This window comes from Aeromonas dhakensis (assembly GCF_002285935.1).
GTDB classification, from domain to species: domain Bacteria; phylum Pseudomonadota; class Gammaproteobacteria; order Enterobacterales; family Aeromonadaceae; genus Aeromonas; species Aeromonas dhakensis.
On sequence record NZ_CP023141.1, the window covers coordinates 2,268,851 to 2,288,757 of the forward strand.

Genomic DNA, 19,907 nt, shown 5'->3' on the forward strand with positions numbered 1-19,907 from the left:
TTCACACGTTCAGGGAGGAGATATGCCGGCTGGCGGGGCTCAGCGCCCCTTCATCAGCGGGAAGTAGCGCCGGTCGGCCTGGCTCATGTGGCCGACCACCAGCTCCTGAATGATGAAGTTGAGCAACTCGTCGTTGCCAAGGGTGCCCGCCCTGGCGGCGGTCATCAGCTGGTCAGCCTTTTGCAGCAGCAGCTGGTGGTCTTGCTGGTGGCTGGTGAACTCGGGGTAACCCAGCTCGGCCAGCACCTGCTCTTCGAAGGTGAAGTGGTGGCGTGCCACGTCGAACAGATTTTCCATGCACTCCAGGAACAGGGCGGGGTGCTCCTGATGATCCTTCATGTGCTCCAGCAACCGGTTGGTCAGCACGAACAGCTGGCGATGCTCGGCATCGATGCGCGGGTGGCCGCACTCGTGGCTGCTCTGCCACACCAGCGAGCCCTGTTCCGGATCCAGCCCGGCGGTATAGAGACAGACCCGCCCCCGCCCTCGTCCCTTGGCCTGATACATGGCCTGATCGGCGTGGTGCATCAGGGTCTTGGGGTCGGTGCCGTGCTCCGGGTAGAGGGCCACCCCTATGCTGCTGGAGATGCGCAGCTCCTGCTCCTCGTCGATGCGAAACGGGTGGCGCAGGCGCTGGTGCAGGTGGTCGGCCACCGTCAGCGCCTCGTCACCGGTGTTGGGCAGCAGGATCACGAACTCGTCCCCGCCAAGGCGGGCCACTAGATCCCGCTCCCGCACGCAGTGGCGCATCCGCTCGGCCACCATGTTGAGCAGCACGTCACCGGTCTCGTGGCCGAAGGTGTCGTTGATCGGCTTGAAGTGGTCGAGATCGATGAACAGCAGGGCGAGCTGGGCCACCTTGCCCTCCATGACCTCCTTCAGCCGCTGCTGCAGCAGGCGGCGGTTGGGCAGGTTGGTGAGCGGGTCGTAGAAGGCGAGCCGGCGCATCATCTCCTCGCGGGCGGCCCGCTCCGTGATGTCGCGGGTGACCCCGAGGATCGCATCGGGCTGGCCCTGCTCGTTGCCGTGCAGGGTGGTGATGGTCTCGGTGGCCACCAGATGTCCCTCTTTGTGACGCAGCTGGGTACGAATGACACAGCGGGTCTGCTCGTGATCGCCGCGTTGCCAGGCGGCGAGGGAGCCGCTCAGCTCGGCGCGCAGCTGTTTTCTGGATGTCTCCGGAATAAGCTGCCTGAGGGGGAGGGTGAGCACATCGGTGGGGTCGTAACCGCTGAGCGGCTGGATGGCGGGGCTGACATAGCGAAAGCGCAGGGTGGTGGTGTCCATGGTCCAGATGACGTCGGCACTGTTCTCCGCCACGAACCGGTAGTGCTGCTCGCTCTGGGCCAGCTCGCGGGTCAGTCGCTGTCGGCCGCGCGCCTCCTGGCGCAGGCGCAGATAGAGGTAGCAGAAGATGCCGAGCAGGGTCAGCAGGGAGAGGGTGATCAGCATGGCCACCGCCACGCTCTTGTCGAGCAGTTGGCGCTGCTGGCGGATCCGCTCCCGATCCGGGTTGTAGAGGAAGTGCTCCAGATCGGGCAGGGCCGACAGCAGACCGGCATCGAGGTAGTTCCTGGCGATCTGCTGCCAGCGTTCCGGCTGCATGTAACCGGGCTCGACCAGATCGGGCTGCATCAGCTCCCGGGTGGTGTCGGCCTCGAACTGCAGCAGATCACGGCCGGCGCCGCTCGGGTACTTGGTCACGATCCAGTCGATCATCTCGGCCGGGTTGTCCATGGCGTAGCGCCACCCCTTGAGGGTCGCCTGCTGAAAGGCATAGACCCGCTCCGGCCGGCTGTTCAGCTCGCGCTCCGAGGTGAACAGGTTGTCACCATAGAAGTCGAAGTCGATGCTGCGGGGGGAGAACACCCGGTAGGGGATGCCCATCTTGGCCAGATAGAAGGGCTCGGTGGTGCTGTAGGCGCTGATGGCGTCCGTCTTGCCCGCCAGCAATGCCTTCAAGCCCTGCCGGTAGGGCTGCTTTATCCAGCTCTCCGGCGGCGTGTGGCGGTTGAGGTAGATCTGCAGCTCCTGGGAGCCGGGCTCCAGCATCAGCCGCTTGCCCGCCAGATCCGCCGGCTGGCGAATGTCGGGTCGCTCCAGGGTGAGCAGCACCAGTGGCGAGTGCTGCAGCATGGAGGCCAGCACCACGATGGGCTGGCCGCTGGCGCGGGCCAGCAGCAGATCGCTGCCGCTGATCCCGAACTGGGCATTGCCCGACATCACCTCGTTGACCACATCGGTGCCGGTCATGGCGGGTCGCAGCGTGACATCCAGACCGGCGGCTCGATAGAAACCCTTGGCCTGGGCCGCGTAATAGCCGGCAAACTGGAACTGGTGTTGCCAGGGCAACTGTACTGTCACCTTGTCAATCACCGCCTTCGACGGCGGTGAAAAAAAGGCGCAAAACATCGCCGAACCAAGCATTGGCAGGTACCAGAGCAGGCGATGAAGGGAGGAATTTACGACGCTCATACTCATTCCTCTCGGGAGACGATGGTCCGTCCTAGAGTCAAACAATTCCTTGTTGCCCGCAAGGGGGCGAAAGGGCGCTATAACAGGGGATGCGTAACAGAAAAAATGATTTCTGTGTCATTCATCACATTTGGCCTTCCTGCTCGTTATTTTTGGCAATTAAGCGAAGAATTACGGAGCCATATGACCTATAAAAATGGTCGCATTTTAGTCGTATTTGATTGTCGATTACCTCAATAAGCGCGAGAGTTTGGGCTCTTTTTAGCGCAATGCGTCAGTCTGTGTCGCCGTATCACGGGATACTTTCAACTTGCTGTCGAAATGTGTCGAAACTGCGATTATTGCGTTATGAGTCAATTATTGGCGGGAGGGGGGGAAGCGGATCCTTGCTGCCCGGGTGGTATGATAGCGGTTCTCCCATCCCGATGAGGCCTTCTCATGTCCCGATTGCGTCTGTTGTTGTCCGACTCCCACGATCCTTTGTTCAATCTGGCGGTGGAAGAGTGCATTTTTCGCCAGATGGACCCGCATCAGCGGGTGCTGTTTCTGTGGCGCAACGCCAATACCGTGGTGATCGGCCGGGCCCAGAACCCCTGGAAGGAGTGCAATACCCGCCGCATGGAAGAGGACGGGGTGACCCTGGCTCGCCGCAGCAGCGGTGGCGGCGCCGTGTTTCACGACCTTGGCAACAGCTGCTTCACCTTCATGGCGGGCAAGCCGGAGTACGACAAGAGTATTTCCACCTCCATCGTGCTGGACGCGCTCAAGCGGCTCGGAGTCGAGGCTTTCGCCTCCGGCCGCAACGATCTGCTGGTGGCGACCCCGGACGGGGAGCGCAAGGTGTCGGGCTCGGCCTATCGAGAGACCCATGATCGCGGCTTTCACCACGGCACCCTGTTGCTGGACGCCGATCTTGGCCGGCTCGCCAATTACCTCAATCCCGACCCCAAGAAACTGGCCGCCAAGGGCATCAGCTCGGTGCGCAGCCGGGTGGCCAACCTCGGCGAACTGCTGCCGGGCATCGACCATGGCCAGGTGAGCCAGGCCCTGTGCGAGGCCTTCTTCAGCCACTACGGTGAGCGGGTACGGCCAGAGCACATCTCCCCCGAGCGGCTGCCAGACTTGCCCGGCTTTGCCGAGACCTTCGCCCGCCAGCGCAGCTGGGAGTGGAACTTCGGCCACGCCCCGGCGTTTACCCATCAGCTGGACGAGCGTTTCGGCTGGGGCGGGGTGGAGCTGCACTTCGATGTGGAGAAGGGGGTGATAGGGCGGGCGCAGATCTTCAGCGACAGCCTGGAGCCGGCGCCGCTGGATGCACTGGCCGCACGCCTGCCCGGGGTGGCCTATCGTCCCGACGCCATCGAGGAGTTGCTGCGTCAGTGGCGGGCGACGTTTTCGGCCAACTCCGAGCTGGAAGGATTCTCGGCATGGCTGCTGACCGCCCTGCGCTGACCTTGCCCATGACCAGGATCACAAGATGAACAGGGGAAAAGAGGGGAGAGGGGGCGCGGCGCCCGTCAGGGCGCCAACATGACAAAAAGTAGGGCAGACCATTAGTTATTGTCTCTGTTGATAGAGGTGTCACTGGAGTATAAAAACCGCACCTCAGCAGTATCAATGGTATAAAAATGAATCACTTGGTCTATCTGAAAGATGAGGGCGTCAACGCCGTCTCCCCCGAATTCGCCCGCCGTTTTGCCACCGTCAAAGCCAACTTTTTCTCGCGCAATCCCGATCTCTGGCCGGTCTTTCGTGAACCCGGCTTCGCCACCCTCAACGAGTTTCGCGCCCGCGGCCTGGCCCCGTCGGCGCGGCTGAACGCCTGGCCCGATGGTTGCGCCCGTCTCGCCGACCTGTGCGAGACCATGCCGGTGCCGCAAGCCATGCGCACGCCGGGCGAGCCCATGGCGGAGCTGCTGTTTGCCGGCGCCCTCTCCAAAGACTGGGAAAACCCCTCCAGCGTCGAGAACGTGGTCACCATGTCGGCGGATCCCGCCATCTACGGCGCCCAGATGGGGATCCTCGCCAACCCCAACCTGGTCTACTCCGAGTATGCCGGGGTGGCCGAGGAGCTGGAGAAGAAGGTGGTGCGCCAGATTGCCCTGCTGGCGGGTTACGATCCGGCCCGCGCCACCGGCATCTTCACCCAGGGGGGGACCTTCTGTAACCTCTATGGCTACCTGCTCGGCATTCGCAAGAGCCTGTCCGAGGCCAAGCACAAGGGGCTCGGTCACTATCAGGACTACCGCATCATCAACTCCCAAGGCGGCCACTACTCCAACATCACCAACCTCTCCCTGCTCGGGGTGGACATCGAGAACAAGACCATCCGCATCCAGGTGGGCGAGAACAACGACATCGATCTCGACCACCTGGAGCGTACCCTGACCGCCTGCTTTGCCTTGAAACACGTGGTGCCCACCATCATGCTCACCATGGGCACCACCGATACCTTCGGGGTGGATCGGGTGAAACCCGTGGTCGCGCTGCGGGATCGCCTCTGCGAGCGGTTCGAGGTGGCGGTCAAGCCCCACATCCACGTGGACGCCGCCATCGGCTGGTCGATGATCTTCTTCCTGGATTACGACTTTGCCGCCAACCCGCTCGCCATCAACGCCGCGACTCTGGCGGGCATAGAGCGCAACGTGAGCCGCTTCGTCGAGCTCAGATACGCCGACTCCTTCACCGTTGACTTCCAGAAGTGGGGCTATGTGCCCTACACCTCTAGCCTGGTGATGATCAAGGAGCAGGACGACCTCAAGGCGATGGAGAACGACCCGGAGAACTTCTCCTACTTCGAGCGGGACATCCAGGGCCACACCCACCTGCAGTCCACCATCGAGTGTTCCCGCGGGGCGAGCGGCCTGTTCGGTGCCTATGCGGCCCTCAACTATCTGGGGGTCGAGGGGTATCGCACCGTGCTGGCCCACTGCCTGCAAAATGCCAACTATTTCCGCTTCCGGTTAAGCCAGCTTGGCAACGTCAAGCTGGTGGCCCAGGAGAATCAGGGGCCGAGCGTGGGCTTCAAGATCTACAACCCCGAGTGGGTAAGCGATCCGGAGGCCGAGTTCGCCTTCGAGCTGGCGCGCAGCACGGACCCCGCCTACAAGGCGCGCCTGCAGCGCAACACCGACTATCACCGCAGCCTGTTTACCGGGCGTGGCAAGGTGGGGCTCTATACCAACTGGGTGGAGGCCATCGCCCACTCCGACTACGATGCCCGCGGCAAGTACTCCTATATCGCCGGTGAGAAGGCGGTCTTCATGAACCCGGCCTGCGGCCGCGAGCAGATCGACGCCTTTATCGCACATATTCGCGGCTGAGTGGCGAACGGTATTTAAAGAGAACCGGACAGCAAAACGGCGGGATGATCCCGCCGTTTTTTATTGGTTCCGGTTACTGCTTCTGAAGAGCCGTCACCGTCAGCTTGCCAGCCGGGCTTTCGGCGTGGAAGCGCACCACATCCCCCACCTGCAGATCCTTGAGCAGGGCCGGGTCGGCCACCTGGAACACCATGGTCATGGCGGGCATCTTGAGGTTCGCGATGGCCTCGTGCTTGATGCCCACCTTGCCATTTGCCGCGTCGATGCGGCTGATGACTCCCTTGGTCATCACCCTCTCCTGCATTCCCTCCATCTGCTGCATGTCACCCATCTGGCTCATGTCATGGCCTTCGTGGTTCATCATCTCCTCGGCCTGCAGGCCGGTGTGGGTAGCAAGGCCCAGCAGCAGGGTCAGCGTCTTGTAGTTCATGATGGTTTCCTTGTTTGGGTTGTCCGGTTGATCAGGGGGCAGTCGGGGTATCCGTCTGCGCAGTCGTGTGGTCGAGGGTCTTCAGGGTGCGGCTGCGCCAGAGGTAATAGGCGGCGGGCAACACCAGCAGGGTCAGTATCAGGGCGGTCACCATGCCGCCTATCATGGGGGCGGCGATGCGCTGCATCACCTCCGAGCCGGTGCCCTGGCTCCACATGATGGGCAACAGGCCGGCGATGATGGTGACCACCGTCATCATCTTGGGGCGCAGGCGCAGGGCTGCGCCGTGGACCACGGCCCGGTGCAGGCCGGCCTGGTCCGGTTTGCCGCTGGCCACCAGATCGTCCCAGGCGTGGTTGAGGTAGACCAGCATCAGCACCCCGGTCTCCACCGCTACCCCGGCCAGGGCGATAAAGCCCACCCCCACCGCTACCGAGAGATTGAAGTCGAGCAGCCAGAGGGTCCAGATCCCGCCCACTACCGCCAGTGGCAGAGTGGTGAGAATGAGCAGCACCTCCTGGAAGCGGCGAAACGCCAGATAGAGCAGCAGCACGATAATGGCGACGGTGAGCGGCACCACGTAGGTGAGTCGCTCCATGGCCCGCTCCATGTATTCGTACTGACCTGACCAGCTGAGGGCGTAGCCCGATGGCAGCACCAGCTGCTTGCCCACCTCGGCCTTGGCCTCCTTCACGAAGGAGCCGATGTCGCGGCCGCGGATGTCCACGTAGACCCAGCCGTTGAGGCGCGCGTTTTCACTGCGCAGCATGGGGGCTTCGTCGCTGATATAGACCCGGGCCACGTCCGCCAGGGCGATGCGCGCACCGCTTGGGGTGACCAAGGGCAGCAGCTCAAGGCTCGCCACCGAGTCGCGATAGCTCTGGGGATAGCGCAGGTTGATGGGGTAACGCTCACGCCCCTCTATGGTCTGGCCCACCTCCATGCCGCCCACCGCGGTGGCGAGCACCGCCTGCACGTCGGCGATATTGAGGCCGTAGCGGGCCGCCTTGAGCCGGTCGATGTCCACCTTCACATAGCGGCCGCCCGCCACCCGCTCGGCGTAGACGGATGAGGCCCCCTCAACCTTGCCAACGATCTGCTCAAGTTGCTGGCCAAGTTGTTGAATGACCTTGAGATCGGGCCCGGCAATCTTGATCCCCACCGGGGTCTTGATGCCGGTGGCCAGCATGTCGATGCGGGTCTTGATGGGGGGCACCCAGGCGTTGGTGAGGCCGGGGAAGCGGATGAGGGAGTCGAGCTCCTCTTTCAGCTTCTCCGGGGTCATGCCGGGGCGCCACTGGTCGCGGGGTTTGAGCTGGATGCTGGTCTCCATCATCACCAGATCCGCCGGGTCGGTGGCCGAGTCGGCGCGCCCCGCCTTGCCGAACACGTTCTGTACCTCGGGCACGGTGCGGATGAGCTTGTCGGTTTGCTGCAAAATCTCCCGCGCCTTGCCCACCGAGATGTTGGCCGCGGTGGTGGGCATGTACATGATGTCCCCCTCATCGAGCGGCGGTATGAACTCGGAGCCCAGGTGCTGGAGCGGCCAGAAGCCCGCGATCGTGACCACCAGGGCGGCGGCGAGGGTGGTTTTGGGGTGAGCCAGCACGGCGTTGAGCAGCGGGATATAACCCTGGCTCAGGCCACGGTTGAGGGGATTGGCCTGCTCGGGCAACACCTTGCCGCGGATGAAATAGCCCATGATCACCGGCACCAGCGTGATGGCGAGCGCGGCGGCGGCGGCCATGGCGTAGGTCTTGGTGAAGGCCAGCGGATGGAACATGCGCCCCTCCTGCGCCTCCAGCGCAAACACCGGCAGGAAGCTCATGGTGATGATGAGCAGGGAGAAGAAGATGGCGGGGCCGACTTCGATGCTCGCCTCCGTGATGATGCGCCAGCGGTTCTTGTCGGTGAGAGCCTCCCGCTCCATGTGCTTGTGGACGTTCTCTATCATTACGATGGCCCCGTCCACCATGGCGCCAATGGCGATGGCGATGCCCCCCAGCGACATGATGTTGGCGTTGATCCCCTGCAGGTGCATCACGATAAAGGCGGTCAGAATGGCGATAGGGAGGGTGATGACCACCACCAGCGACGAGCGCAGGTGGAACAGGAAGGCGAGACAGACCAGCACCACCACGGCGAACTCCTCCACCAGCTTGCCGGAGAGGTTGTCGATGGCGCGCTGGATAAGGTCGGAGCGATCGTAGACGGTGACGATCTCCACCCCCTCCGGCAGGCTGGATTTGAGCTCGGCCAGGCGCTCCTTGACCCCGTCTATGGTGTGCTGGGCATTTTCGCCGTAGCGCATGACGATGATGCCGCCCACCACTTCCCCTTCGCCGTTGAGCTCGGCGATGCCGCGCCGCATCTGGGGGCCGGTGACTACGTCCGCCACGTCACCCAGCAGCAGGGGGGCGCCGCGCACATTGGTGCCAAGCGGAATCTGTTTTAAGTCCTCCACGCTCTTCAAATAGCCATTCGAGCGCACCATGTACTCCGCCTCCGCCATCTCGATGACGGAGGCGCCGGTCTCCTGGTTGCCCTGCTTGATGGCGGTCTCGATGAGGGAGAGCGGGATGCCGTAGGCGCGCAGCTTGTCCGGATCGACCCGTACCTGGTACTGGCGCACCATGCCGCCTACGGTGGCGACTTCGGAGACGCCGTTCACCGTCTGCAGCTCGTACTTGAGGAACCAGTTCTGCAGTGACGTGAGTTCGCTCAAGTCGTGCTTGCCGGTTTTGTCCACCAGCGCGTACTGGTAGACCCAACCTACCCCGGTGGCGTCCGGCCCGAGCTGGGGCTGGGCCCCGGCAGGCAGATTGGGGGCCACCTGGCTCAGGTACTCCAGCACCCGGGCGCGGGCCCAGTAGAGGTCCGTGCTGTCGTCAAACAGCACATAGACGAAGGAGTCGCCGAAGAAGGAGTAGCCGCGCACCGTGGTGGCGCCCGGCACCGCCAGCATGGCGGTGGTGAGCGGGTAGGTCACCTGGTCCTCTACCACCTGGGGCGCCTGGCCCGGGTAGGAAGTCTTGATGATCACCTGCACGTCGGAGAGATCTGGCAGGGCGTCCACCGGGGTCTGCTTGACCGACCAGAGGCCCCAGGCGGTGAGCATGACGGTCAGCAGCAACACCAGAAAGCGGTTGCTGACGGACCAGCGAATGATTGAAGGGATCATGACTGGACACCTCTCATTCGGTGGGCTGGCAGCAAATTGGGTTTGTGCTCAATGCAGCGAAGCATGGCAGGGATCATGATTTATCCCCCATCTGGTGCTGGCTGTGATCCATGCCTTGCATGCCTGGCATCTCGCCCTTGGCCTTTTTCATCGGCTCGTCTTCTGCCGGTTTGTCTTCCACATGGATCTGGATGATGCGGTACTCGTCCCCCTCCTGCTCCACCTGCAGATGCAGGGTCTGATCCGGTTTCAGCTGGCTGATGTCCACGCCGTCGGCCACGGTGAAGTCCATCTCCATGGCGGGCCACTGCCACTCGGGAATGGGTTGGTGAGAGATGCCTAGGGTACGCCCGGCGAGATCGATGTTCTGCACCTGGCCCTGGGTCCATACCTGCATGGGACGCACCGCCGTCATGCGCTGGAAGTCCGAATCGATGGCGGACTCGGAGTCGAGCAGGAACTGGGCCGAGCTGACGATGCTGTCACCGGCTTCGACCCCCTCATCGATGGCGACCTTGTCACCAAACTGGGGGCCCAGGGTGACGGCCACCGACTTGAAGTTGCCATCGCCCAGCGCCAGCACCAGCCTGTCCTGGCTGCCGGTGCGGATCACCGCTTCGCTCGGCACCACCAGGCGGGGTTCCCCCTTGCCGGTGCTGATGCTCACCTTGGCGAACATGTTGGGTTTCAAAAACTCGTCCGGATTGTCAAAGCGCAGGCGGACCCGCAGGGTACGGGTGCTCGCATCAAGCGTCGGGTAGAGGTAGTCCACCCGGCCCTGCCAGCGGCGGCCGGGTGCATAGTCCAGGGTCATGGTGACCGGATCGCCGACCTTTATCTGGGCCGCCTGGCGCTCGAACACCTCGGCGCTCACCCACACCTGCTTGAGGGTGCTGATGTTGAACAGGGGCGCGGCGGGTTCCACATACTGGCCTTCCCGCACCTTGAGCTCGGAGACATAGCCGCTGCTCGGGGCGTAGATGCGCACCGTCTCCTGCACCTTGCGGGTGCGCTTGAGGGCCGCTATCTGATCCGCCGGTACCTGCAGCGACTTGAGCTTGCCCTCGGCGGCGCGCAGCAGCAGGGGATTGGTGGTGTTGAGGGCCAGCAGGTATTCGTGCTGGGCGTTCACCAGATCCGGGGCGTAGAGATCGTAGATAAAGCTACCCCTGGTGACCTGTTGCCCCTCGTTCTTGATGGCGAGGTTGCGGATCCAGCCCGCCATCCGGGAGTTGATGGCTTCGAGCCGCTCCTCGTCATAACCCACATAGCCCACCGTCTCGATCTGCTGGTGGACGGGCAGTTTCTCCACCTTGGTCAGCCGCACCCCCAGGTTCTGCTGGATCTCGGGGCTGATGGTGACGGTGCCAGGGAAGCCGCCCTGTTTTTCCTCATAGACGGGGATGAAGTCCATCCCCATGTTGTCCTTGGCGGGGCCGTCGCGCTTGTCGCGGGGATCCATGGGGTTGACCCAGTAGAGCGGTGTATTCTCCCTGGCGGTGGCGCCACCGTCCGTCTGTTTGGCGGCCCAGTAGCCGCCACCGGCGCCGAGGGCGAGCAGCAGAGTGGATAGCAGCAGGGTCCGGCTCATCGCACACCTCCTGTCCGGGACGGGTGGGGCAGGTCGGCGCAGTGGGCAAGAGGCGCGGGGCGGCCGTGTTCGGCCACGGGGCCGGGGATCGGGGCATATGACATGATACTTCTTCTCTTCTGTCAGAGCGCCGGAGGGGGTGTGCAGGCAAGGCATCACCAGAGTCCGGGCGGCAAACTGGGCGCGGCTGAATGGTCAGCGTGCGCACGGCTCCCTGTGCGTGTGCCGAATCGGCCAGGGCACAGGGTCAGGCAAGGCGGCCGAAAACGGACAAGTCGAGGCTTGTCGCGGCCGCGGGAGAAGAGCGTTCTAGTGGCGCAGCACCGACAGCATCAGGTGTCGGCGCGGCCAGGAGGGAGGGTGGGTACCGCGGGATCGCAGGAAGGGATCCCGCAGCCAGTTGTCCAGCACGCTGCCGGCCGTCCCGAGGGGCAGCAGCAACAACGGCAGGGCGAGCAGGGTCAGCAGGGCGGCCAGCAGCGGCAAGCCAGGGCTGCTGCTCGAGGTGAGTCCGCCGTGCATCTGGCACTCCTGGCTGGCGGCATCTGGTGCCCCGGCATCCTGGGATGCCCCGTGGCAGGAGAGTCCCTGCATGGCGCTGCTGCTCATGGCCTGATTCTCTTGCGCCATGGCGGCGTTGAGGGCATCCAGCCCGTGCCAGCCGATGCAGAGGGTGAGATTGCAGACGAGCATCAGCCCCAGCAGCAGCCGGGCAATGCGTTCTGTGGGCAATCTCGATGAGAGCATGGGGAAAATCCTGACAATGACTGGGGGCACTGTAAACCTTGCCTTGAGGAGAAGGTCAATGGCCCCGGGCGTGTCAGAGAGGGGGCTGATGAATCGTTAAGCGTCACTTAACGATGGCGTATAGACAACCCTAATGAAGCTGGCTTCTTCTCTCGTTAGGATGCGTACCGGTCAGAGGTTGCCAGGACGTCAAACCGGGTGTTTGAGCTGTCTCTCTGGCGAGTCTCCATCCAGTTCATTGTTCGGGAGTAACGATATGCAGCAACGACGGCTGACGCTGATGCTTGCAGCCTTGCTGAGTCCCTCTGCCATGGCCGGCGGCCTTGCCTTGTATGAAACCAGCGCGGCCAACAGTGCCCTGGCCAACGCAGGGGCAGCCGCCCGCGCCCAGGGGGCGGAGACCATCGCCAGCAATCCGGCCGGCATGACCAGGCTGGCAGGCACCCAGTTGCAGGTCAATGGCGGCGCTGTATACGGCGACCTCGAGCTGGATCTGGAGCAGGAGGGCAACAACGGCGGCAATGCCCTGCAGAGCGCCCCGCTCGGCAGCCTCTATCTGACCCACGCCCTCGATGAGCAGTGGGTCGCCGGCCTCGGACTTTTCGGCAGCCACGGGCTGGGGATCGATTATGGCGAGGGGTGGCAGGGGCGTGGCTATGTGCAGTCCGCCAAGCTGACCGGGATCGCCTTTGCTCCCAGCCTGGCGTATCGCGTCGATGACCACTGGTCGGTGGGGGCCAGCCTGATCGCCATGCATGGGGCGCTGGAGGCCTCACTGGACATGACGCCGAACGGTTCAACCAGTCAGGCATTTTCCGACAGCGACTGGGCATATGGCGCCTCCTTCGGGGTGCTCTACGAGCTGGATCAGGACTCCCGCATCGGGTTGAGCTACGTCTCCGAATTGAAGTGGGAGCTGGACGATCAGCCATTGAGCCGGCTGAATGGGGCCGGGCTGGGGGTGGAGATGATGATCCCGCAGACCCTGACCCTGAGTGGCTATCACCAGCTCAACCCGCAATGGGCCTTGCTGGCCAGTGCCAACTGGCAGCAGTGGTCCCGCTTTGGCGAGGTGGATCTCGCGTCGGGACAGCAGAGCCGAACCCTTGACATGCAGTACCAGGACACCTGGCACCTGAGCCTGGGCACCCAGTTTGATGTGACGCCGGCCCTGCGCCTGAGCAGCGGCATCGGCTATGACAGCAGCGCAGTGGACGACGTGCACCGCACTGTTACCCTCCCGCTGGGCGAGAGCTGGCGCTGGGGTCTGGGGGCCAGCTATCAGCTGACACCAGCCACCAGACTGGAAGCCAGCTATACCCTGGCCTGGCTGGGGGATATGGCAGTGGAGCAGGATGGGATCGGTCGCCCCCAGCTGTCAGGTACCTACAACAACAGCTACCTGAACTTCTTCAACATCGGGGTGCAGCACCAGTTCTGAGGCCTGACTCGTCGCGTTGGGAGGTAGCCGGTTGTGTGTTCTCTCGCCGCAGGCGCGCCGGCGAACGGTGACGATAAAAAAGCCCCTCCTTGAGGGAGGGGCCGGGTGAGCGTGACTTGAGTGGTCAGGCCCGTTTCTCCGAGCGCCGCATGATGAGGCGGAAGAAGAGCGGGATGAAGAAGATGGCGATGAAGGTCGCCGCCAGCATGCCGCCGATGACCGGCCAGCCGAGGGCGTGGCGGCTCGCCGCACCGGCGCCGCTGGAGGTGACCAGGGGCACACAGCCGAGGATAAACGCCAGCGAGGTCATCACGATGGGGCGAAAACGCAGGCGCGCCGCCTCCAGGGCCGACTCGATGAGGGTCATCCCTTCTTCATGCTTCATCACCGCGAACTCCACGATCAGGATGGCGTTCTTGGCCGCCAACCCCACCAGCGTCACCAGACCTATCTGGAAGTAGACGTTGTTGGTGAGCCCCACGGCCCAGGTGGCAAGCAGGGCGCCGAACAGGGCGAACGGCACGGCGGTGATCACCGCAAACGGCAGGCTCCAGCGCTCATACTGGGCAGCCAGGATGAGGAAGATCATCACGATGCCAAAGCCAAACGCCGTGGCGGCGCTACCTGCAGCCGCTTTCTCCTGGTAGGCGGCGCCGGTCCACTCCAGCTTGGCGTCGTTGCCAAGGGTCTGGGCGGCGATCTCCTCCAGGGCGGCAATGGCCTGACCCGAGCTCACCCCAGGCGCCGGCTGGGCCATGATCTTGGCGGCCGGGAAGATGTTGAAACGCTCCACCAGTTCGGGGCCGGTGGCATCGCGCACCGTCACCAGGCTGGTGAGGGGGATCATCTCGCCGCTGTTCGAACGCACATAGACGTTGCGGATGTCATCCTTCTTGGCGCGGTAGTCCGCCTCGGACTGCAACTGGACCCGGTAGGTACGACCGAACTGGTTGAAGTCGTTGACGTAGACCTGGCCGAAGGTGGCCTGCATGGTGTCGAACACGGCGTTGATGGGCAGCCCCAGCGCCTTGGCCTTCTCGCGGTCGAGATCCAGGTAGACCTGGGGCACGTTGGCGCGGAAGGTGGTGCTCACGCTGGCGAACTCTGGGCGCTGCTTGGCGGCATCGATCAGGCGTTGCACTTCGCCCGCGAAGGCGTGCACGTCGCCGGTGCCGCGGTTCTGCAGATAGCCTTCGAGGCCGCCGGTGGTGGACATGCCCTGGATGGGAGGCGGGTTGAAGGTGGCGGTGAAGCCATCGGCCAGCCCCATCAGGCTCATCCCCTGGAAGGTCTTGGCCAGGGAGAAGGAGTCCTGACCCTCGCCCTGACGCTCTTTCCAGTCTTTCAGGGTGATGAAGGTGAGGCCTCGGTTGCTGATGATGGAGCCGGACAGGATGTCAAAGCCCGAGAAGGTGACCACGTCCTTCACGCTGGGGTTGGCCATGGCCATTTTGTCAAAATCATTGGCAACCGCCTGGGTACGGGTCAGGGCGGCGGCATCGGGCAGCATCACGGAGCCGATGAGATAACCCTGATCCTCGTCCGGCACCAGGGCGCCCGGCACCTTGTGGAACAGCACATAGCTGCTGGCGAGGATGATGGCGATGATGCCAAAGGCCACGCCGACCCGGCGGTTGAGGAAGGCCACCCCGCGCACATAGCGGCGGGTCAGCTGATCAAAGGCATTGTTGAACCAGACGAAGAAGCGGGCCGGCTGGTGGTGGCCTTCTTTCAACAGGATGGCGCACAGGGCCGGCGACAGGGTGAGTGCCACCAGGCCGGAGATGGCCACCGACACGGCGATGGTGATGGCGAACTGCTTGTACATCACCCCGGTCATGCCGCCCATGAAGGCGACCGGCAGGAACACGGCGCAGAGCACCAGCACGATGGCGACCACGGGGCCGGAGACCTCCTGCATAGCGAGGATGGCGGCCTCCTTGGCGGAGCACTTCTTCTCGCTCATGATCCGCTCGACGTTCTCCAGCACCACGATGGCGTCATCCACCACGATACCGATGGCGAGCACCATGCCGAACAGGGTCAACAGGTTGATGGAGAAGCCCAGCATCAGCATGCCGGCGAAGGTACCGATGAGTGACACCGGCACCGCGATACAGGGGATCAGGGTGGCGCGGAAGTTCTGCAGGAACAGATAGACCACCACGAACACCAGCACGATCGCCTCGAGCAGGGTCTTGACCACCTCCTCGATGGAGATCTTCACGAACTCTGTGGTGTCGTAGGGGATCTGGTAGTCCACGTCCTGCGGGAAACGGCCCTGCAGGCGATCCATGGTCTCGCGCACCTGATCGGCCACCGCCACCGCGTTGGCACCTGGTTGCAGGTAGGTGGCGATACCGATGGCCGGCTTGCCGTTGGCACGGGCCAGCACGTCGTAGTCCTTGCCGCCGAGCTCGACCCGGGCCACGTCTTTGACCCGGATCTTGGAGCCGTCCGGCATGGCGCGGATGATGATGTTCTGGAACTCCTTCACGTCATCGAGGCGCCCCTTGGTCTGCACCGTGTAGGTGAAGTCGGTGGGGGTGCTGGTGGGCTGGGAGCCGATCTTGCCCGCCGCGAACTGGGTGTTCTGCTCGCGGATGGCGCCGATCACGTCGCTCGGGGTGAGCTGCAGCTGGGCCAGCCGGTCCGGGCGCAGCCAGATCCGCATGGCGTAGTCGGTACCACCGAACAGGGAGGTGTCCCCCACGCCGGGAATCCGCTTGAGCTCGTCGATGATGTTGAGCAGGGCGTAGTTCGACAGATAGGTGGTATCAAACGAGCCGCTGGGGGACTGCAGGGTGATCACCTGCAGGATGGAGGTGGACTTCTTGCGCACCGTCACCCCCTGCTTTTTCACCTCTTCCGGCAGCTGGGCCATGGCGGCCGAGACCCGGTTGTTGACGTCGATGGTCGCCTGATCGGGATCGACCCCGATGTCGAAGTAGACGTTGAGGTTCATCTGGCCGTTGGAGGCGGAGCCGGATTGCATGTAGATCATGTTCTCGACCCCGTTGACCTGCTGTTCAATGGGGGCGGCCACGGTCTGGGAGATCACCTCCGGGGTGGCACCCGGGTAGAAGGCGGTCACCGAGACCACGGCGGGGGTGATCTGGGGATACTGCTCCACCGGGAGCGCGCGCATTGCCGCCATCCCGCCCAGCACTATGATGATCGAAATCACGCTGGCGAAGATGGGGCGTTCGATAAAGAACTTGGAAAACATGGGGGCTCCTTATTTGCCAGCGGCACCCTGGGTGATCTTGGCGTTGATCGCCTTCATCTCCTCGGCGGAAACCGGTTTGACCACGGCGCCGGGACGAGCCTTCATCAGCCCCTCGACGATGTAGCGATCGCCGGCCTGCAGGCCTTTGTCGATCAATACGCCGCTGTCGACCACCGACCCCAGCTTGACCGGACGGGGCACCACCTTGTTGTCGGCATCCACCACCATCACCATGCGGTCGGCCTGGGACTGGACGATGGCGCGGGGCGGCACCACGATGGCGTTCTTGCGGGTGCCCAGATCGATGGTCATGCGCACGAACTGGCCGGGCAGCAGAACCCCGTTCTTGTTGTCGAAGATGGCGCGGGCGCGAATGGTGCCGGTGGCCGGGTCGACCCGGCTGTCGGAGAAGTTGAGCTTGCCCGCCTGGGGATAGACGGAGCCGTCCGCCAGCCGGATGTGGGTACGCCAGTTGGTGGCGTCCTTGGCTTCAATCAACCCTTGCTTCACCGCATTATCGAAGTTGAGGCGATCCTGCTCCGAGTAGGAGAAGTTGACGTAGAGCGGGTCGAACTGGGTGATGGTGGTGAGCAGGCCGTTCTCGCCGCTGGTGGAGATGAGGCTCCCCTCGGACTGGGAGCTCTTGCTCGCCATGCCGTTGATGGGGGCGGTGACCTGGGTATAGCTGAGGTTGAGCTCGGCCTCTTTCACCTTGGCCTGGGCGGCCTGGTGGCTGGCGACGGCGGCTTCGTAGTTGGCGATGGTGTCGTCATAGTCCTTGCGACTCACCACCTGGCGCTTGAACAGCGGGATGATGCGATCGCGGTCGGCGCGGGCCTTGTTGAGGCGCGCCTGCTCCTGGGCTAGGGTGCCCTTGGCCTGCTCCAGTGCCACCTTGTAGGGCTCGGGGTCGATCAGGAACAGCGCCTGACCGGCGGTGACCGGCTGCCCTTCGATGTAGGTGCGCTTGAGCAGGATGCCGCTCACCCGGGAGCGCACGTCGATCTCGCGAAAGCCGGCGGTCTCGCCCACCATCTCGGTGGTCAGCGGCACGTCGGTCAGTTTGACCTCGGCCACCACCACGGGCACCGGCGGCAGTGCCTGGGCACCGGCGGCGGGTTCATCACCACAGGCGGTCAGTGCGCTGGCCAGTGCCAGGGCGATACAGCCGCGCTTGAACATCTCTTCCCTGACGGATTGCACCTTCATCATCACACTCCTGTGGGATGGTGCACGATTGCCGCACCCACCCTTTCTCTTCATGAACATGGTTAACTGCATGGTTACAAATTTAACTGATTGGATTACTGACAGTTTTTTAATGATAAAGCACGAATATTGAACCCAAGCTGCTCGGCAGTGAAAGTTGTTTGCATCTGGCGGCATGGGAGCGAGGGGTCAGCGATAGTCTGTGTCAGCCCGCAGGCCTCTTTCGGCGTGGTGTTGCCCGGATGCGAGGGCTCAGGGAGAAATTATAAGAAGGAAAAAACGGGGGAAGTGGGGGCTTGGTCACAGAGGGGGCGTCAAATGCCCCCTCAGTTGTCGTTATCAGGCGAAGCAGGCCCAGATGGGGGCGTGGTCGGAGGGCTTCTCGATGCCGCGCAGCTCGTAGTCGATGCCGGTCTCGGTCACCTTGTCCTTGAGGGCGTCGGAGGCCATGATGAGGTCGATGCGCAGGCCGCGGTTCTCGTCAAAGCCCTTGGAGCGATAGTCGAACCAGGAGAAGCGCTCGCACTCGGTGGGGTTGGCGGCGCGGAAGGTGTCGGTCAGGCCGAACCCTTTCAGACGCTCCATCCACTCGCGCTCGATGGGCAGGAAGGAGCACTTGCCGTCCCGCAGCCAGCGCTTGCGGTTCGCCTCGCCGATGCCGATGTCGAGATCGGTGGGGGAGATATTCATATCCCCGATCAGCACCAGTTGGTCACCCGGGGTGTGATTGGTCTCGAGGTAGTGCTGCAGATCCTCGTAGAACTTCTGCTTGGCCGGGAACTTGGTCTCGTGATCCTGGCTCTCTCCCTGCGGGAAGTAGCCGTTCATCACCTTGATGAGGGAGCCGTCTTCGCGCTCGAAGGTGGCCATGATCATGCGGCGCTGGGCCTCTTCATCGTCGGTGGGGAAGCCTTTCTCCACCTTGACCGGCTTCTGCTTGCTCATGATGGCGACCCCGTAGTGGGCCTTCTGGCCGTGGAACTCGACGTGATAGCCCATGGCCTCCACATCGGCCAGCGGGAAGGCTTCGTCGTGTACCTTGATCTCCTGCAGGCCGATCACATCCGGCTGATGCTTGTCGATGATGGCTTGCAGCTGGTGCAGACGGGCGCGCAGGCCATTGATATTGAAAGAGATGATCTTCATGTCCGGGATGCTCATGTCATTTTTATAAGTGGCTATTGGACTAGGAATCGGCGGTGGATGCAAGTGAAGGCGAGCTGCCACCTCTGGGGTGGTACGCCCGTTGCGCCTGGGTTTAACGGGTCATCTTCTTGACAAACACCACCACAAACAGCGCCAGGGTAAAGCTGCCGGTGAAGGCCTCGAAGGCGGCGAAGATCCGCGACAGCCCCACCGGGGTGAAATCCCCGTATCCCAGCGTGGTGAAGGTCACCACGCTGTAGTAGAGGCACTCCAGCAGGAAGATGGCGTTCTGCTCGAAAGGGGCGCCGGGTCGGTAGACGAGGTGGTTGCCGTTGAAGCTCAGGCCAAAGAAGAAGTAGAAGAGGCTGCAGATGAAGATGAGCAGCAGGGAGAAGAGCACCACCCGCATGGGGGCCTCGCCGTAGCCGCAGAAGAGATCGACTATCCAGGAGGTGAAACGGCGGCCGGACCAGAATGGCAGCTGCAGCCGGCGCATGGTGAGCTCCTGCTGGATGTAGCGGCCGGACATAGTGAAGATGCCCTGGGCTTCCGAGGCCTTGCGCAGATCCCGGTAGGTCTCCTCGGCCTCCTTGAACCAGATCCGGGCCTGCGCCGGGTCCCGCTCGCGGCGCCCCTTTCTGTCCTGCATCAGCCGTTTGCCGGTATCCAGGTTGTCGAGGCGGGTGTTGTGCCAGCGGATGCCGAGCAGGTTGACGTCGTCGAGGGTGGCGCAGTGCAGGTTGGCATCGCTCAGATCGGCCTTCATCAGGCTGCCCCCCTTCATGCGCAAACCGTAGAGGTGGGCCCCCTGCAGATTGGCCCGGTAGAGGTTGCACTGCTCCAGCAGAAAGCCGTGCGGCGAGCCCTTCTTCACCAGATTGAGCCCGGCCAGGTTGGCGCGGGCCAGTTGCAGGCCGTGGCACAGGCCGCCCTGGTGGATGTAGTGTTCCAGCTCGCGGGCGGTGTGGGGATCCTGATGCTGGCCATGGGGATCATGCCAGCGGCACAGATCATGCTCCCCCGCCTCTTCGCTGCAGTGGCGGCCGTCCGCCACCAGGTATCGACACATGGCCATCGCCCGTCTCCTCCCCTTGCCGAGTCAGTATCAGCATAGGCGAGCGGCCGGCGAGCGGGG

The 19,907-nt window shown here is 63.3% G+C and carries 12 protein-coding genes; 3 read left to right on the plus strand and 9 right to left on the minus strand.

Annotation, left to right across the window (positions count from 1 at the left end; translation table 11 throughout):
• Nucleotides 1-39: 39 nt before the first annotated feature.
• The gene (locus tag CK627_RS10950; RefSeq protein ID WP_095592339.1) at nucleotides 40-2,475 is read right to left on the minus strand and encodes a diguanylate cyclase domain-containing protein; all 2,436 of its coding nucleotides are present in this window, start codon (nucleotides 2,473-2,475) and stop codon (nucleotides 40-42) included.
• 438 nt (nucleotides 2,476-2,913) lie between these two features.
• On the opposite strand from CK627_RS10950, the gene lplA reads away from it, so the two are divergent.
• Entirely contained in the window at nucleotides 2,914-3,927 is a 1,014-nt protein-coding gene (gene lplA, locus CK627_RS10955) for a lipoate--protein ligase (protein WP_095592340.1), read from the plus strand.
• Nucleotides 3,928-4,103: 176 nt separating this feature from the next.
• Nucleotides 4,104-5,798, plus strand: coding sequence for a pyridoxal phosphate-dependent decarboxylase family protein (locus tag CK627_RS10960; RefSeq protein WP_095592341.1), 1,695 nt, complete (start codon nucleotides 4,104-4,106; stop codon nucleotides 5,796-5,798).
• Nucleotides 5,799-5,871: 73 nt separating this feature from the next.
• Here the strand turns inward: CK627_RS10960 and CK627_RS10965 are convergent, their stop codons facing one another.
• The 4 genes from CK627_RS10965 to CK627_RS10980 all read right to left on the minus strand — a co-directional run bounded on the left by CK627_RS10965 (nucleotide 5,872) and on the right by CK627_RS10980 (nucleotide 11,747).
• Nucleotides 5,872-6,228 (minus strand): copper-binding protein, encoded by a 357-nt coding sequence (locus CK627_RS10965; RefSeq protein ID WP_095592342.1) that lies wholly within the window; start codon nucleotides 6,226-6,228, stop codon nucleotides 5,872-5,874.
• 31 nt (nucleotides 6,229-6,259) lie between these two features.
• Complete coding sequence (locus CK627_RS10970; RefSeq protein WP_095592343.1) at nucleotides 6,260-9,409, minus strand: efflux RND transporter permease subunit; 3,150 nt, start codon at nucleotides 9,407-9,409, stop codon at nucleotides 6,260-6,262.
• A 73-nt stretch (nucleotides 9,410-9,482) separates the two neighbouring features.
• Complete coding sequence (locus tag CK627_RS10975) at nucleotides 9,483-11,000, minus strand: efflux RND transporter periplasmic adaptor subunit (protein WP_095592344.1); 1,518 nt, start codon at nucleotides 10,998-11,000, stop codon at nucleotides 9,483-9,485.
• A 309-nt stretch (nucleotides 11,001-11,309) separates the two neighbouring features.
• Nucleotides 11,310-11,747 carry a hypothetical protein gene (locus tag CK627_RS10980; RefSeq protein ID WP_005302969.1) on the minus strand — a complete coding sequence of 146 codons (438 nt, stop codon included), beginning with the start codon at nucleotides 11,745-11,747 and terminating at the stop codon, nucleotides 11,310-11,312.
• Between the two features lie 256 nt (nucleotides 11,748-12,003).
• Here CK627_RS10980 and CK627_RS10985 point away from each other — a divergent pair, with 256 nt between their 5' ends.
• A complete protein-coding gene (locus CK627_RS10985) occupies nucleotides 12,004-13,188 on the plus strand; it encodes an OmpP1/FadL family transporter (RefSeq protein ID WP_095592345.1) in 1,185 nt (394 codons plus the stop codon).
• 124 nt (nucleotides 13,189-13,312) lie between these two features.
• Here the strand turns inward: CK627_RS10985 and CK627_RS10990 are convergent, their stop codons facing one another.
• The 4 genes from CK627_RS10990 to CK627_RS11005 all read right to left on the minus strand — a co-directional run bounded on the left by CK627_RS10990 (nucleotide 13,313) and on the right by CK627_RS11005 (nucleotide 19,847).
• A complete protein-coding gene (locus tag CK627_RS10990; RefSeq protein WP_095592346.1) occupies nucleotides 13,313-16,417 on the minus strand; it encodes an efflux RND transporter permease subunit in 3,105 nt (1,034 codons plus the stop codon).
• A gap of 9 nt (nucleotides 16,418-16,426) precedes the next feature.
• Nucleotides 16,427-17,626, minus strand: coding sequence for an efflux RND transporter periplasmic adaptor subunit (locus CK627_RS10995; protein WP_005302965.1), 1,200 nt, complete (start codon nucleotides 17,624-17,626; stop codon nucleotides 16,427-16,429).
• Between the two features lie 339 nt (nucleotides 17,627-17,965).
• Nucleotides 17,966-18,772 (minus strand): exodeoxyribonuclease III, encoded by an 807-nt coding sequence (gene xthA / locus CK627_RS11000; RefSeq protein WP_005302963.1) that lies wholly within the window; start codon nucleotides 18,770-18,772, stop codon nucleotides 17,966-17,968.
• 112 nt (nucleotides 18,773-18,884) lie between these two features.
• Complete coding sequence (locus tag CK627_RS11005; protein WP_054544437.1) at nucleotides 18,885-19,847, minus strand: ion channel; 963 nt, start codon at nucleotides 19,845-19,847, stop codon at nucleotides 18,885-18,887.
• Nucleotides 19,848-19,907: the final 60 nt, after the last annotated feature.

What these genes read in the sequence shown, in the direction of transcription:
- CK627_RS10965 (WP_095592342.1), bottom strand. Translation starts at nt 6,228, where the DNA reads ATGAACTACAAGACGCTGACCCTGCTGCTGGGCCTTGCTACCCACACC.
- xthA (WP_005302963.1), bottom strand. Translation starts at nt 18,772, where the DNA reads ATGAAGATCATCTCTTTCAATATCAATGGCCTGCGCGCCCGTCTGCAC.
- CK627_RS11005 (WP_054544437.1), bottom strand. Translation starts at nt 19,847, where the DNA reads ATGGCCATGTGTCGATACCTGGTGGCGGACGGCCGCCACTGCAGCGAA.
- lplA (WP_095592340.1), top strand. Translation starts at nt 2,914, where the DNA reads ATGTCCCGATTGCGTCTGTTGTTGTCCGACTCCCACGATCCTTTGTTC.
- CK627_RS10995 (WP_005302965.1), bottom strand. Translation starts at nt 17,626, where the DNA reads ATGAAGGTGCAATCCGTCAGGGAAGAGATGTTCAAGCGCGGCTGTATC.
- CK627_RS10975 (WP_095592344.1), bottom strand. Translation starts at nt 11,000, where the DNA reads ATGAGCCGGACCCTGCTGCTATCCACTCTGCTGCTCGCCCTCGGCGCC.
- CK627_RS10980 (WP_005302969.1), bottom strand. Translation starts at nt 11,747, where the DNA reads ATGCTCTCATCGAGATTGCCCACAGAACGCATTGCCCGGCTGCTGCTG.
- CK627_RS10950 (WP_095592339.1), bottom strand. Translation starts at nt 2,475, where the DNA reads ATGAGCGTCGTAAATTCCTCCCTTCATCGCCTGCTCTGGTACCTGCCA.
- CK627_RS10970 (WP_095592343.1), bottom strand. Translation starts at nt 9,409, where the DNA reads ATGATCCCTTCAATCATTCGCTGGTCCGTCAGCAACCGCTTTCTGGTG.
- CK627_RS10985 (WP_095592345.1), top strand. Translation starts at nt 12,004, where the DNA reads ATGCAGCAACGACGGCTGACGCTGATGCTTGCAGCCTTGCTGAGTCCC.
- CK627_RS10960 (WP_095592341.1), top strand. Translation starts at nt 4,104, where the DNA reads ATGAATCACTTGGTCTATCTGAAAGATGAGGGCGTCAACGCCGTCTCC.
- CK627_RS10990 (WP_095592346.1), bottom strand. Translation starts at nt 16,417, where the DNA reads ATGTTTTCCAAGTTCTTTATCGAACGCCCCATCTTCGCCAGCGTGATT.